14 protein-coding genes are annotated in these 14,410 nt (G+C 56.2%); 10 read left to right on the top strand and 4 right to left on the bottom strand.

All coding sequences use genetic code 11. The features are described from left to right. Positions 1-54 precede the first annotated feature (54 nt). The 4 genes from nrdF (at position 55) to ACXZ66_RS11315 (ending at position 5,344) form a co-directional block, all read left to right on the top strand. Positions 55-1,050 carry a class 1b ribonucleoside-diphosphate reductase subunit beta gene (gene nrdF / locus ACXZ66_RS11330; protein ID WP_458748862.1) on the top strand — a complete coding sequence of 332 codons (996 nt, stop codon included), beginning with the start codon at positions 55-57 and terminating at the stop codon, positions 1,048-1,050. 439 nt (positions 1,051-1,489) lie between these two features. After that, a complete protein-coding gene (gene ctaD / locus ACXZ66_RS11325; RefSeq protein WP_458748860.1) occupies positions 1,490-3,184 on the top strand; it encodes an aa3-type cytochrome oxidase subunit I in 1,695 nt (564 codons plus the stop codon). A 166-nt stretch (positions 3,185-3,350) separates the two neighbouring features. Continuing rightward, positions 3,351-4,604: a phosphoserine phosphatase SerB gene (gene serB / locus ACXZ66_RS11320; protein ID WP_458748859.1), complete on the top strand. Its 1,254-nt coding sequence runs from the start codon at positions 3,351-3,353 to the stop codon at positions 4,602-4,604. Beyond that, entirely contained in the window at positions 4,604-5,344 is a 741-nt protein-coding gene (locus ACXZ66_RS11315; RefSeq protein ID WP_458748858.1) for a peptidyl-tRNA hydrolase, read from the top strand. Before serB ends, ACXZ66_RS11315 begins: the two co-directional genes overlap by 1 nt. A gap of 31 nt (positions 5,345-5,375) precedes the next feature. Here the strand turns inward: ACXZ66_RS11315 and ACXZ66_RS11310 are convergent, their stop codons facing one another. The 4 genes from ACXZ66_RS11310 to ACXZ66_RS11295 form a co-directional block, all read right to left on the bottom strand. Next, positions 5,376-6,113 carry a Crp/Fnr family transcriptional regulator gene (locus tag ACXZ66_RS11310; RefSeq protein ID WP_458748857.1) on the bottom strand — a complete coding sequence of 246 codons (738 nt, stop codon included), beginning with the start codon at positions 6,111-6,113 and terminating at the stop codon, positions 5,376-5,378. 24 nt (positions 6,114-6,137) lie between these two features. Beyond that, a complete protein-coding gene (locus tag ACXZ66_RS11305) occupies positions 6,138-8,120 on the bottom strand; it encodes an ATP-dependent DNA helicase (protein WP_458748856.1) in 1,983 nt (660 codons plus the stop codon). Between the two features lie 11 nt (positions 8,121-8,131). After that, entirely contained in the window at positions 8,132-9,472 is a 1,341-nt protein-coding gene (locus ACXZ66_RS11300; protein ID WP_458748855.1) for a nicotinate phosphoribosyltransferase, read from the bottom strand. 99 nt (positions 9,473-9,571) lie between these two features. Then, positions 9,572-10,102 carry a CAP domain-containing protein gene (locus ACXZ66_RS11295; protein WP_458748854.1) on the bottom strand — a complete coding sequence of 177 codons (531 nt, stop codon included), beginning with the start codon at positions 10,100-10,102 and terminating at the stop codon, positions 9,572-9,574. A gap of 156 nt (positions 10,103-10,258) precedes the next feature. Here ACXZ66_RS11295 and clpS point away from each other — a divergent pair, with 156 nt between their 5' ends. The 6 genes from clpS (at position 10,259) to murI (ending at position 14,364) form a co-directional block, all read left to right on the top strand. Beyond that, the gene (clpS, locus tag ACXZ66_RS11290) at positions 10,259-10,546 is read left to right on the top strand and encodes an ATP-dependent Clp protease adapter ClpS (protein ID WP_458751375.1); all 288 of its coding nucleotides are present in this window, start codon (positions 10,259-10,261) and stop codon (positions 10,544-10,546) included. Between the two features lie 72 nt (positions 10,547-10,618). Beyond that, positions 10,619-11,155 carry a DUF2017 domain-containing protein gene (locus tag ACXZ66_RS11285; RefSeq protein ID WP_458748853.1) on the top strand — a complete coding sequence of 179 codons (537 nt, stop codon included), beginning with the start codon at positions 10,619-10,621 and terminating at the stop codon, positions 11,153-11,155. A 24-nt stretch (positions 11,156-11,179) separates the two neighbouring features. Further along, on the top strand, positions 11,180-12,127 hold the full coding sequence (locus tag ACXZ66_RS11280; RefSeq protein ID WP_458748852.1) for a P1 family peptidase: 948 nt from the start codon (positions 11,180-11,182) through the stop codon (positions 12,125-12,127). An 80-nt stretch (positions 12,128-12,207) separates the two neighbouring features. Beyond that, complete coding sequence (locus tag ACXZ66_RS11275) at positions 12,208-12,867, top strand: rhomboid family intramembrane serine protease (protein WP_458748851.1); 660 nt, start codon at positions 12,208-12,210, stop codon at positions 12,865-12,867. 157 nt (positions 12,868-13,024) lie between these two features. Next, positions 13,025-13,498, top strand: coding sequence for a MarR family winged helix-turn-helix transcriptional regulator (locus ACXZ66_RS11270; protein WP_458748850.1), 474 nt, complete (start codon positions 13,025-13,027; stop codon positions 13,496-13,498). A gap of 83 nt (positions 13,499-13,581) precedes the next feature. Further along, complete coding sequence (murI, locus tag ACXZ66_RS11265) at positions 13,582-14,364, top strand: glutamate racemase (protein ID WP_458751374.1); 783 nt, start codon at positions 13,582-13,584, stop codon at positions 14,362-14,364. Positions 14,365-14,410 lie beyond the last annotated feature (46 nt).

Raw genomic sequence — 14,410 nt, 5'->3', positions numbered from 1 at the left:
AATTGGCTGAACAAAGCACAACCTCGAAAAATCTGGAGCTAAGGAATGGTGGGCATGCCTGACGAGCATGAATACGACGAGTACCTGCGCACGCACAAGGAACCTGTAAAGGCGATTAACTGGAATGAAATTCCAGATGAGAAGGACCTCGAGGTGTGGGATCGCCTCACAGGAAACTTCTGGTTGCCAGAGAAGATTCCTGTGTCCAATGACATTCCAAGTTGGAAGACGCTGAACCAGGACGAGCAGCTCGCAACGATGCGCGTTTTCGCGAATTTGACACTCCTGGACACACTCCAAGGCACCGTTGGCGCGATCTCATTGCTGCCAGATTCCCGCACGCAGCATGAGGAAGCTGTATACACCAATATTGCTTTCATGGAATCGGTGCATGCAAAGAGCTACTCCAACATCTTCATGACACTGGCCTCGACGCCGCAGATTAATGATGCGTTCCGTTGGACTGAGGAAAATGAAGAGGTTCAGCGCAAGGCCAAGATTATTCAGAGCTACTACGAAGGCGGCGATCCGCTGAAGAAGAAGATCGCTTCGGTCATGCTCGAATCCTTCTTGTTCTATTCGGGCTTCTACTTGCCACTGAACTGGTCGGTTCACTCGAAGCTGACAAATACCGCAGATATCATTCGTCTGATCATCCGTGATGAAGCCGTTCACGGCTACTACATTGGGTACAAGTATCAAAAGGGTCTCGCGGAGGAAAACCAAACCCGCAAGGACGAGCTCAAGGAGTACACCTTTGACCTCATGTTCGACCTGTACACAAATGAGGCGCAGTACACCGAAGATATCTACGATCCGATTGGTTGGACCGAAGACGTCAAGCGTTTCTTGCGCTACAACGCAAACAAGGCGCTAAACAACTTGGGATACGAAGGCCTCTTCCCAGCCGACGAGACTCGTGTGTCGCCAGCCATCCTGGCATCGCTGTCACCGAACGCCGATGAAAATCACGACTTCTTCTCAGGATCGGGATCCTCCTACGTCATCGGTAAGGCAGAGGAAACTACTGACGACGATTGGGATTTCTAATTCAACATCCGCGGATGCGTCAACAAAACCCCTCGTAAGAGTATTTATATGCATCTTACTGAGGGGTTTCCTCTGTTTCTCTACAGGCGGTTCTCAGGTTGCTGTCAAGGGGCGTGCTGTCCACCGTTTTGGTCAACCATTAGTTTGAACCTCATTAGGGGGTGAAGCGGGTGTGAATCTAGCTAAGCAAATGGGTCGAAGGCCACAACCTGCGCCAATATCGCCTGCGTGCTGGATTTTTCATCAACTTATTGGGGGGACCTGTGGGCTTTTAACTTCCATGTTTTCAAAAAGGGATAAACTCAACTTCGTTGCTGGCCACTTGTGGCTAGGAAATCGTTGTACCGATCATCTACGATGATCTGGTAGCAAAATGGGCGAGTCCTTGATGTGCAATGTGAATTGCATGGCAAGGCCCGTCAGTAGTCAGGAGGATCGCATGACCGCAGTGGCGCCAAGGCTCGACGACCACGTCGCGCCGGAAAGGCCGGAGCCTTTCGGCAATGACCGAAAAGGCTCAAAGCTCTATAAAATTCTAACCACGACAGATCACAAGACACTCGGTGTCTGGTACCTGATCATGTCGTTTATCTGGTTCTTTGTCGGTGGCTTGATGGCACTGCTGATTCGTGCGGAGTTGTTCTCCCCAGGTCTCCAGTTCCTCTCCAACGAGCAGTTCAACCAGTTGTTCACCATGCACGGCACGATCATGTTGCTGGCATTCGGTACGCCAATCGTTTGGGGCTTCGCTAACTACATCTTGCCTCTTCAGATCGGTGCACCTGACGTTTCATTCCCACGCCTGAACGCTTTCGGTTTCTGGATTACCCAGGCCGGCATTATTGCAGTTCTGGTTGGCTTCCTTACCCCAGGCGGTGCGGCTGACTTCGGTTGGACCATGTACGTTCCACTGTCGGATCAGGTTCACACCCCAGGTGTTGGCGCTGACCTGTGGATCATCGGTGTTGGTGCAATGGGTATCGGTACGATTGCTTCCGCAATCAACATGCTCACCACCATCTTGACCATGCGTGCACCAGGCATGACCATGTTCCGTATGCCAATTTTTACGTGGACGATTTTGGCTACCTCGATCATCGCCCTGATGATCTTCCCACTGCTGACCGCAGCAGCACTTGGCGTTCTGTACGACCGTAAGCTTGGCGGCCACATCTTTGACTCCGCAAACGGCGGCGCCATCCTGTGGCAGCACCTGTTCTGGTTCTTCGGTCACCCTGAGGTGTACGTCCTCGCACTGCCATTCTTCGGTGTGATCTCCGAGATCGTTCCAGTGTTCTCCCGTAAGCCAATCTTCGGCTACATCGGCCTGATCTTCGCAACGCTGGCAATTGCTGGTCTGTCCATGGCTGTGTGGGCTCACCACATGTACGTCACCGGTGCAGTCCTTCTGCCATTCTTCTCCTTCATGACGTTCCTGATCGCCGTTCCAACCGGCGTGAAGTTCTTCAACTGGGTGGGCACGATGTGGAACGGCCATATCACGTGGCAGTCTCCAATGATTTGGGCAATGGGCTTTATGTCGACCTTCCTCTTCGGTGGTCTGACCGGCATTATGCTCGCATCTCCACCACTGGACTTCCACCTGGCTGACTCCTACTTCCTGATTGCCCACTTCCACTACACCCTCTTCGGCACCGTGGTGTTCTCCTCCTTCGCTGGTGTGTACTTCTGGTTCCCGAAGATCACCGGACGTATGGCAGACGAAGGTCTGGCAAAGTGGCACTTCTGGTTGACCTTCATCGGCTTCCACGGCACCTTCTTGATCCAGCACTGGCTGGGCAACATGGGTATGCCTCGTCGCTACGCGGACTACCTGGACTCCGACGGCTTCACGCTGTTCAACCAGATCTCCACCGTCTTCTCCTTCGTCCTAGGCGCTTCGGTCATCCCACTTGTCTGGAATGTCTTCAAGTCCTGGCGCTACGGCGAGATTGTTACCGTCGACGACCCATGGGGTTACGGCAACTCCCTCGAGTGGGCAACCTCTTGCCCTCCTCCTCGCCACAACTTCACCTCCCTTCCACGTATTCGCTCTGAGCGCCCAGCGTTCGAGCTGCACTACCCGCACATGGTTGAGAGAATGCGCAGGGAAGCGCACGTCGGCTCCCACTAAGAGTCGCACAAGCCCTAAGAACTAACTGACTACGTTCTGCCCCCAAGACTCGGTTTAACCGAGTCTTGGGGGTTTAGGGTTTAATAGGGTGGGTACACTACACCCTTTGCAGGGTTCTGTCAGAAAAATACTAAAGAAACAACATTCAAGGACGTGAGATTTCCTCGTGACCACTGAAGTAGTCGAACTGCAGCCAGGGCTTGAGCATGCAGTTGTAACTGTGACCGGTCCGGATCGCCCGGGCGTGTCAGCAGCAACATTCCGCGTGCTGTCGAGCCACAGTGTTCAGCTCCTCGACGTTGAGCAAGCCAACTTCCGTGGCAACCTGTATCTCGCAGCATTCATTGGGGTCAATGAAGAAAAGGTGCCTCAGCTCAACGAGGGCCTTACTGAGACATTGAAGGGCTACGGTCAGCGCGTCACCCTAGAAGTGGGAGCTGAGGTAGCAACTCGGAGTCGGCCACGTTCGACCCACGTTGTGGTGATGTTGGGTAACCCGGTTACAGCAGAGCACGTGTCCGAAGTTGGTCGGACCATCGCAAACTTCGATGCGAACATTGACCGTATTCGCGGTATCTCCGATTATCCTGTCACAGGCCTCGAGCTCTACATCACGATTCCAGAGTCGGCGCATGAGCACGGTAAGGCGATCCGCCAAGCATTGGGAGAGCTTGCACCGCGTTTGGGAGTCGACCTAGCTATTGAAGAAGCTGGTTTGACCCGTCGTGCGAAGCGCCTGGTGTGCTTCGATTGCGATTCCACACTAATCACCGGTGAGGTCATCGAGATGCTTGCGGCGCATGCAGGCAAGGAAGCTGAAGTTGCCGAAGTCACCGAACGCGCGATGCGTGGTGAAATCGATTTCGAAGAGTCCTTGCGTCAGCGCGTGAAAACACTGGCAGGCCTGGATGAGTCGGTGATTGACGAGGTGGCTGCCGATATTGAACTGACTCCGGGCGCACGGACCACAATTCGCACGTTGAAGAAGATGGGCTACAGCACAGCAGTTGTCTCCGGCGGGTTCATTCAGGTCCTAGCAGATCTGGGAGAAGAGCTCGAGCTGGACTACCTTCGTGCGAACACTCTTGAGATTGTTGATGGAAAGCTCACGGGCAACGTCATCGGAAAGGTCGTTGACCGCAAGGCGAAGGCAGATTTCCTTGCTGAGTTCGCTGAGGATTCGGGCATAGAAATGGCGCAGACCGTGGCTGTGGGCGACGGCGCCAATGACATTGACATGCTTTCAGCTGCCGGACTAGGCATTGCTTTTAATGCTCGTCCAGCCTTGAAAGAAGTCGCAGATACTTCGATCACCACTCCTTTCCTCGACTCCGTGCTGCACATCATGGGCATTCCACGCAGTGAGATTGATTCCTCTGATCTGGAAGAGGGCACCTACAGGCGAGTACCGTTGCAGTAATGCAATCAGAACTTATTGCTCAAGCACACCAGTTCTTAGCCTCGTCGGTGGCCAGTGATCGAAGCCAGCGCGGGGAGGACCCGGGAGATCCGGCAACAGTACAGGCGATGCAGATCGCACTGCACATTCCGAAAACTGGTCAGCCGACCCGCAATGACCTGCTCGTTGCAGCGGCGCAGGCGGTTGTCGGTGTGTGCATGGCGCCGGAAGCAATAAGTGATGAAAAATGGCACTCCCACTTGGAACAGTGGTACGGCCACCTGATCCGTAAAGTAGCTCGGCGTGGCCGAAACAAGGCTTGGGATGACGTGCAAGGACTCGCCGGCGTAACTGCCAGCTTTGGAAGTGCGCAGGCCCGGGCATTTATCTCTTCAGCCGTTAGCGAAGTCCCAGCAGCAATTAGCAAGCTGCAAATTCAAGGAACCGACGTTCCCGCTGGAGACGAGGATCAATTCAATCCGCAATTTCCAACGATTGCCGTTGACGCTTCTCTGCAGATGACTGCTGGCAAGGCCGCTGCCCAGGTGGGCCACGCAAGTATGCTCTTCGCGGCTGCACTTCCCACCGAGGAGGCTGTGGCGTGGTCGCAGCAGGGGTTCCCGCTTAATGTCGTCGAAATTTCAGGCGAGGAGTTCCGTGAATTCATCGCCCACGACAGCGCCGTGTTAGTTCGAGACGCTGGTTTTACCGAGGTTGCGCCGGACTCGATCACCGTGGCAGCACGACCAGCCTCGGTCTGACGAGTAAACCTAAAGAATAGTCACTCCATTTTCAGCTCTGGGCGATATCCGCGAGACGCTCAGCATCGAGAATGCGCACCCACTCACGTCCGGAATCGATGACGGCCTGCTTCTTTAGCGCTGACATGGCTCGCGATGCGGATTCAACAGTAGTGCCTGCCATACCAGCAATATCTTCTCGACGAATCCTTACCTGGATCAAATGCGTGCCGTCGGACATCCGCTGGCCCATTTTCTCGTCGAGACGCACTAAAACCGCCGCAACGCGCTGATCAACCGTACGTGAAACGTGGGCGACCCCGCGGTCATTCGCTTCGGCGAGGCGGGTCTGTTGCAGATGCAGTAGCTCGACGCCAACAGAGGGCCAGCGTTGTAGAACTTCCGCCAGGGCGGTGTGCTCGAGGTAGAGGGCGCAGGTGGTTTCCATCGCCCAGACGGAGTTCTCGGCAATTGCAATGTGTGAGGAGATCGGCCCGACAATGTCGCCGGGGGCTGCAATATCGATGGTGATATTTCGCCCGTCGGCGGTGTCGCGACTGACTCGCGCGCGACCATGCACAATCAGGTAGCTGCCCTCGCTTTCCTCGCCGGCAAAAAGGATCGGTTCGTCCGGACCCCATGCCCATGCGGAGAGGTAGGTATCCAGCACAAGGTGGTCATCGTGGCTCAAGTGCTTGGTAAGTGAATTGCGCGCGAGGGCGTTCAAGCGCACGTCAAGGCCACATTCGTGGGGTTGGGCGCAGCTTGAGCGAACAGGATTTCGAGCCATGTTTTAACACTATCTGATTCGGTTTTATTTGGAAGGGGGTGCGACTAATCGTCGTAAAGCGCCCCGCACAACGTCGGGATCTGTGGTCGACCAAAAATCGGGCAAACTCTTGCGCAGGAAACTGCCGTAGCGCTTGGTTTCCAGGCGCGGGTCGAGCACGGCGACAACACCTCGATCGTCAACGCTGCGCAGGAGCCTGCCCGCACCCTGCGCCATGAGCAGCGCCGCGTGCGTCGCCGACACTTCCATAAAGCCTGAGCGCCCGGCAGCGTCCGCGGCCTTCACGCGCGCCTGCTGCAAGGGGTCGTCGGGGCGGGGGAACGGAATCCGGTCGATGATCACCAGCGAGAGCGAACGCCCCGGCACATCCACGCCCTGCCAGAGCGTGAGGGTACCGAAGAGGCAGACATTCTCGTTCGCAGAGAACTTCTCGACGAGTGCCCCCGTGGAATCCTCCCCCTGGACCAAAATGTCGAAGGGAAGGCGCTTCTTCATCGCCTCGGCAGCCTGCTGAGCTGCGCGTTTCGACGAGAAAAGCCCCAGCGTGCGACCCCCGGCAGCCGTGATCAACCCGGCGATCTCGTCGAGGGTTTCCTCAGCAAGGCCATCGCGGCCGGGCTGCGGCAGGTGCTTGGCGGTGTAGAGAATCCCGGACTTGCGCGGGTTGAAAGGCGTGCCCGCATCGAGGGCATCCCACGAATCCTGGGGCAGACCCCAACTTGCGGCCATCGCGTTGAAATTCCCACCCACGTTCAAAGTGGCAGAAGTGAGCACGACAGTTTGCTCGCCGAAGAGCTTCTCGCGCAGTAAACCTGCAACGGACAGGGGAGCAACAGCAACGGTGTCGCCATAGCGCTCGGAGCGCTCCAGCCAGACCACGTCGTCGTAGTCGGCGGGATTGTCCTCATCGAACACGTCCAGGATGCGCACCACGGCATCGTGCTGGTCTTGGAGGTGATTCTTCAGGTTCTCCCGCTCCGCGAAGCGTTCCGGGTCGTTGGTGGATTCACCCTCGGGTGCCCTGGAAATGGCCTCCCGGGTTTTCCAGAGGCCATCGCGGACACCGACGAAGGCACCACGGGCCGAATCCGAGATGTTCTCCCAGCGACCGGGTTCTTCCAGATCAACGGTGGCGGTGAAATCGTCGACGACCTTTTCCAGATCGTCTTTCTCTTTCGTCGCATTGAGTTTGCCGGCGCGGCGTGCAGACATAGTTAGTGCGCGTGCCGAGATCTCCGAGGTTGCCACCGAGGTGATCCGACCATCGAGCTCGTGGGCCTCGTCGACAATAACAACGTCGTGCTCAGGGAGAATATCCACGTCGGCTAAGGCATCAATGGCCAAAAGCGCGTGGTTGGTCACCACGATATCGACGTCTTTCGTACGCGCTTTTGCCAGCTCAGCGAAGCATTCTGTGCCATGCGGGCACCGCGTTGCGCCTAGACATTCCGCTGAGGTGACGGAGACTTGCCGCCAGGCCATATCGGGCACACCCGGCTCGAGGTCATCGCGGTCACCGGTCTCAGTCTCTTGCGCCCAGTCGTGCACGCGTGCGACTTGTTTCCCCATCCACGAAGTTTGCGAGGAGTTTTCGTCGTCGAAAAGCGCCTCTGGTGCCTCATCTGGGACCGCGAGCTTGTGCAAACACACGTAGTTCGAGCGCCCTTTTTGGATAGCGAAGGTAGGTCGCTTCTCGACGAGGGGCTCAAGTGCGTCGGCGAGGCGGGGAAGGTCCCGCTCGACGAGCTGGCGTTGCAGCGCAATGGTCGCCGTGGAGACGATCACCGTGGTCCCGCTGGCTTGGGCGTGGCGGATGGCGGGGACGAGGTAGGCCAGAGACTTACCCGTGCCCGTGCCGGCTTGGACCGCGAGGTGACGCTCGGATTCGAGGGCCTTGGTAACCGCCTTTGCCATTGCGACCTGGCCAGGACGCTCGGCGCCCCCAAGGGCAGCGACGGCGGCGCTGAGCAGGTCGGTGGTTGATTGGTTTAGAGGCTGGTCACTCACAACGAAAGAGTCTAGCGACTATCGTCTTCCGGAAAGCCAACCAGCCGGGTAGGAATAGCAGGTTCATCGCGCGATAGGGCCAATCCTTCCCACGGCAGGGTGTGGATTTGTTCCGCGAGGTAGTTGCGGGATTCCTCGAGCGTAGGCTGGGGTTCAATCTCGCCCGCACGGATCAGTGGAACAACCAGCTGGCGACAGGTTAACCCAGCCTTCTCTGGTTCCGGATGGTCGGCGGGGGTCACTACTTCCTCCACTGCGACACCGGTATTCCTGTATGCACGCACCGCGGTCTTTGCCCCGCCCATCATGGTCTTTCCGCGGGAACGCTTGGCCACAGGGTGCCCATCAACCTCGACGAGTTTGTACACCATGCCTGCAGTCGGGGCACCGGAGCCGGTGACAACGGAGGTGCCCACACCATAGATATCTACAGGGTCGCCGCGCAGGCCTGCGATGGCGAATTCGTCGAGGTCGGAGGAGACCACAATCTTGGTGTTGTAGGCGCCCAGCTCATCGAGCTGGCGCCGCACGCGGCGGGTGACTGCTCCGAGATCACCCGAATCGATGCGCACCCCGCCAAGCTCGGTGCTTGCGACCTCGATAGCGTTATTGACACCCTGGGTGATGTCATAGGTATCTACGAGCAAGGTAGTGTCCACGCCGAGAGATTCAATTTGGGAGCGGAACGCTTCCTTCTCGTTTGCGGAGCCATCTTCATTGATGTGTAACAGCGTCCACGCATGTGCCGAGGTACCCGAAGCAGGAACTCCGTAGCGGAACTCTGCTTCCATATTGGAAGTTGCCTCAAACCCGGCGAGGTAAGCTGCGCGCGCAGAGGTCACGGCTGCGTATTCGTGCGCGCGGCGCGAACCCATCTCGATGATCGGGCGGCCATCAGCTGCCGTCACCATTCGTGCCGCTGCGGAGGCCACAGCGGAATCCGAGTTCATGATGGACAAGATAACTGTTTCCAAAACAACGCATTCTGCGAAAGTTCCCCGCAGAGTCAGAATCGGGGAGTAAGGAAAATACAGTTCGCCTTCCCGGTACCCATCCATGTCGCCGGAGAACTTGTAATTGCGCAGGTACTCAATGGTGTCCGCATCTAAGAAATCGAGGGTGGCTAACTGTTCCTCAGTGAAACGAAAATCCCTGATCGCTCGGAGAACGCGTGCAGTTCCTGCGACAACACCGTAGCGGCGCTCATTGGGGAGTTTGCGCGAGAACACCTCAAAGGTGCTAATGCGGTGCGCTGTGCCATCATGCAGCGCTGCCTCAAGCATTGTTAACTCATATTTATCGGTGAGAAACGATGTTGAGCGGTCTGGGCTAGTAGAGGAAGATTCATTCACAGTTTTCCAGCATATCGTAGGGACCTACGTCACAGCGAGGGAAAAATGCGGACGCCACGTGCAGCGGTACACGCAGAGGAGCTGGAAATGCTGCTGGAACTACTGGGAGAAGACGACGGTGATCCACACATTCTCGTGGCCCTGAGCCACGCCGACACCAATGTTTTTGTGGCGTGAATCGAGTAAAACTGCAGTGTGCTCGGGCGAATAAAGGAAAGCATCCAGAAGTGATCTACCGGTGGCTTGATCGATAGGCAGGTGGTGCTGGACCATCGCAACACTCATGTCCAGGTTTGCTTCGTTGCCGGTCACCGCATTGCCCTCAGCGTGGAGTTGTGCCACTCGTTGCAGATCTAGGTTGATTGCAACTGGATCAATTCCAGGTTCGTCAGCGCGCAGAGACAAGACTGCATAAAAGAAATCACCGCGGATTTGCTCGAGGTTCTGGCTTTGTGTGTAGGGCGGAGCCACGTACCCATTTGCGCGGGCATTTACGCTTGAAGTGTCCGGGGCGGTGGAGTTCATCGCAGTAAAAATCGTGGATAGGAGCGCGAAAACAACACTTAGTGCAGCCACAACAGGCCGAAAGAGATCTTTGTAGCGGTCAAGCACCGAGGCAAAGTTGGGCATGGGATTCCTTTAAAATAAGGGTTATTCAAGCAATTATCAGCTGGATTTAAGTAAATCCTAACTTATAGGAGATCAATGCGCTGACCCGCATGTACCTCACAGTATACTTTGAGTATCCTTAGTAGCATGAACGGAAATCCACGCATGGGATCCCCTATGGCTACCCCGGAACTCGACGAACAGTTAGAGGTTAATGTCGCGTCCGCGGAGAACCTACCGTGGATGTGCATAGTCTGGGACGATCCCGTCAATTTGATGAGCTACGTGTCTTACGTATTTCAAACTGTTTTGGGGTATGACCGCAAAAGGGCCAACGAGCTGATGATGCAAGTACATACCGAAGGCAAGGCTGTCGTGTCTACTGGCGAGAAAGACAAAGTTGAAGGCGACGTGAAAAAGCTTCACACAGCTGGGCTGTGGGCGACCATGCAGCAGGCAGGCTAACACGCCCCAACTTGCCACAGCAGAAGTATTAGTTGGGCACACGACAAGCAGAACCAGCGGAGAGGAAGTTTTATGGAGGCTTGGCGCAGGAAAAAGGGCCTGATGCGCAGCGTCAAATACACCACCAAATTTGATCCAATGGAGCGCGAGATCTTGGGTGATCTCACAGCAACGGTCTCCGAGGCATTAATCGGACGTGCCCAATCCGCGCCGAAGGATGAACTGGCGCAGATGATGGATCTGCCCTCTGGGCATAAGGATGCACCGCAGGATCCCTCTCTTGCGCGTTTGCTGCCGGACTTCGAACGCGACGGCGATGAGGAGTATGACGGCGACAATTCCTTGCTGCGCAGCCTGCACGAAACCGACATTATTAAGTCGAAGTTACAAAACCTCCAGCTCATGAACACCGTCTTGGGGCCGGACGGCGGGGTTGAGGTCTCGTTGGACGAGGCCGAGGCACATCAATTCCTCGCCGGGCTCAATGACTTGCGCCTGTATGTTTCCGCAGACGAGCGCGGTGGAGAGGGTGCGGTGCAAGATCGGCAGAATCTGGTTGAGTGGATGGGGTACTGCCAGGAGAGCTTGCTTGACGTTTTAGCGAAATAAAGCGAAATAGAAATAGGTATGGCCATGAGCGGAACGATCCTCGATGTCCCCGGTATTCGCGTTGGACATCAATCACTAGGTTCCAGCGGGGTGACAGCCATCGTCTCAGACGCGCCGGGCGGCATGGTCGGTGCCGTCGATGTGCGCGGAGGTGGCCCCGGAACGCGCGAAACGGATCTGCTTGCGCCCCACAACACCGTCGAGCGCGTCCACGCCATCATGTTGTCCGGCGGTTCGGCATTCGGCCTCGCCACAGCCGACGGCGCGATGCGCGAGTTGGAGTCCCGCGGTAGGGGATTCGCCGTCTTCGGAGAGGGTAATCCCGGCCCACGCGTGCCCATCGTTCCGGCGGCAGTCATCTTCGACCTGGTCGTGGGCGAACCAATCCGCCCGTCCGCAGAGGACGGTGCGCGCGCTGTCGCAGCAGCCTTCGAGGCGCCCGATGCATCGTCGGGAAGCATCGGTGCCGGGTGCGGGGCGACCGCGGGGGTACTGCGGGGCGGTTTCGGCCAGGCTTCATCGCTTGTCGACGAATACGTGGTCGCCGCGGCAGTCGTAGCTAATCCGATGGGAAATGTCATCGACGAGGCGACTGGAGAGTTCTTCGCTACCGGGGATCACGGCGTCGTCGACAAGCAATCTTTTAATGCTCTTGAACGACCCACATCGAAGCTGAACACGACCATTGGCGTCATTGCCACGAACGCGCCTCTGCCTGTGGCTCAGCTGCAGCGCCTGGCCATGACCGGCCATGACGGGTTGGCTCGGGCGGTGCGACCTGCGCATTCACCCCTTGACGGGGATACGTTATTTGCCGTGTCCACGGCAGAAAGTACGCAGGTCCAGGACTCACTTGTAGTCGGTCGCCTCTGTGAAGCTGCTGCGTGGTGCGTCGAGGAGGCAATCGTAGATGCTGTGAAGAGTGCCGGAGTTGGGTATGACGTGCGGACATGGCAGGAGATTGCACAGTAAGCTAGCTGGTGATGACTTACTATCCGCCAAACTCCAGCTACAACTCCCCGTACTCGCAACAGCCGTCGGGGAGACGGCCCATGCAGCCTTACGGAAATCAGGTGCCTAACCAGGCGCCTCGTCGTCACGCGAAAAGCTACGGGGCGAAGACCGGATTGTTCTATGCCGTCGGCTACCTCGTTGTGATCTGGTCGGTTTTCTTTGTCGACGAGATCTTCTTCTACGGTAACTTGAAGGCCTTCGGTATCCACCCGTTGGACCCTTCTGGTTTGTTGAACATGTTCGTCTCGCCGCTTTTGCATGCCAACCTTGAACACTTGATTTCTAACTCGATACCTGGTGCGATCTTCTGTTTCCTGATCGGGTTCTCCGGCCACAGGGTGTTTTGGGAGGTCACGGCCATTGTCACGGTCGTAGACGGTGTTGGAGTGTGGCTGTTCGGCGGGATTGGCACGAACCATATTGGTGCGTCGGGTCTTGTTTACGGCTGGTTGGTGTACCTGATTGTCCGCGGAATTTTCAACCGCTCTTTCCGCCAGATCCTGCTGGGTGTCGTCCTCGGGTTCGCCTACTCCGGCTTGGTCTGGGGCATGCTGCCAGGTACTCCAGGGGTGAGCTGGCAGGCACACCTCTTCGGTGCTATCGGTGGCTTCCTTGCCGGCATGATTATTACTTCCGATGATCCGCCGGCGTTGCAGGCCAAGCGACAACAGAGACGGGCCAGGAAGTTAGGTCGCTAAAGGTTCCTGTGATTAGCTGGGGATTCCTTGGCAGTTTCATAGTAGCCATTTGATAATATTTACATTATTGCTGGTTATTTCGGTAGTTACTACAGCAAGTTTCATCTGATCGGTTTGTAACTCTATCTTTATGAATTCGTTACGTACAATGCCAAATATGGATAAAAAGTTAGGCAATTTCCTAAATGAGGAAGAAGCGCGGACTTGGGGGAATTTATGGGCATTACACATGGCACTTCCCTCCAAGTTGGATGCACGCCTAAAGCGGGAAGCTGGAATCGGCCACTTTGACTTTATGGCTCTGTGGCAAATTGCCGTGAGCGAGCATGGGACAATTCGGCTCAGTGATTTGGCAACAGCTACGGATATGTCGTTGTCTCACCTCTCGCGTGTGATTACGCGCTTGGAAAAAAGTGGCCTTGTACGGCGCATTCCCGACGCGCACGACGGGCGCTCCACCATTGCAGAGTTGACTGATGCAGGTAATAAAGTCGTTGAAACGGCTGCACCAGAGCACACCACGGAAGTTCGCCGGATCTTCTTCGACAATCTCACCGATTATGAACTTGGAGCATTGGATTCCGCGATGGCAAAAATTGTGGATGCTTTGCACACTGACAGAACCGCGTAGGATTCAGATTTGTGACTGTATCGAACTTAAACGGCCAGCAGAACTCAGCACCGGGAGAACAGCCGGTTGACCACAATGCTCCCATTGGAGTGTTTGATTCAGGAGTTGGAGGGCTCACGGTTGCGCGAGCGATCATGGAGCAGCTGCCCGGGGAGTCGATAATCTATATTGGCGACACTGCAAATGGCCCATACGGTCCGCTACCGATTGCAGATGTTCGTCGACACGCGATGAAGATCGCCGACGAACTCGTCGAACGTGGCTGCAAAATGCTTGTCATCGCTTGCAATACCGCAACCGCCGCCTTCCTTGTCGATGCCCGCGAGCGCTACGACATACCCGTTGTGGAAGTGATCCGGCCTGCAGTGCGTCGCGCAATGTCGACTACCCGCAACGGAAAAGTGGGAGTTATTGGAACGGTCGGCACGATCAACTCCGGTGCGTATCAGGATCTGTTCTCCTTGAATCCCGACGTTGAAGTTACTGCCGCGGCATGCCCGGCCTTCGTGGACTTTGTGGAACGCGGAGTGACATCGGGGCGCCAAATCCTGGGGGTTGCAGAAGGCTACCTCGAGCCCCTCCAAGCCGCTGGCGTAGATACTTTGGTCCTCGGGTGTACCCATTACCCTTTGTTATCGGGTGTAATTCAACTTGCAATTGGCGATCACGTTACGCTTGTGTCATCGGCTGAAGAGACAACCAAAGACGTCATGCGTGTGCTGACGGAAAAGGACATGTTCGCCGACCCTGACCATGAACCAGTGGTGGAATTCGAAGCGACTGGTGATGTTCGCACCTTTAAACAGTTGGCAAGTAGATTTCTGGGTCCTGTGCTGCAGAATGTTCAGCACATTGACACGGCATAAAATTTGTCGTGTCACCTGAATTTCTGCGTGATACGTGGGACAGTGT

The sequence above is a fragment of the Corynebacterium sp. S7 genome, from assembly GCF_054401105.1.
This window is presented reverse-complemented; position numbering and strand designations above follow the sequence as displayed.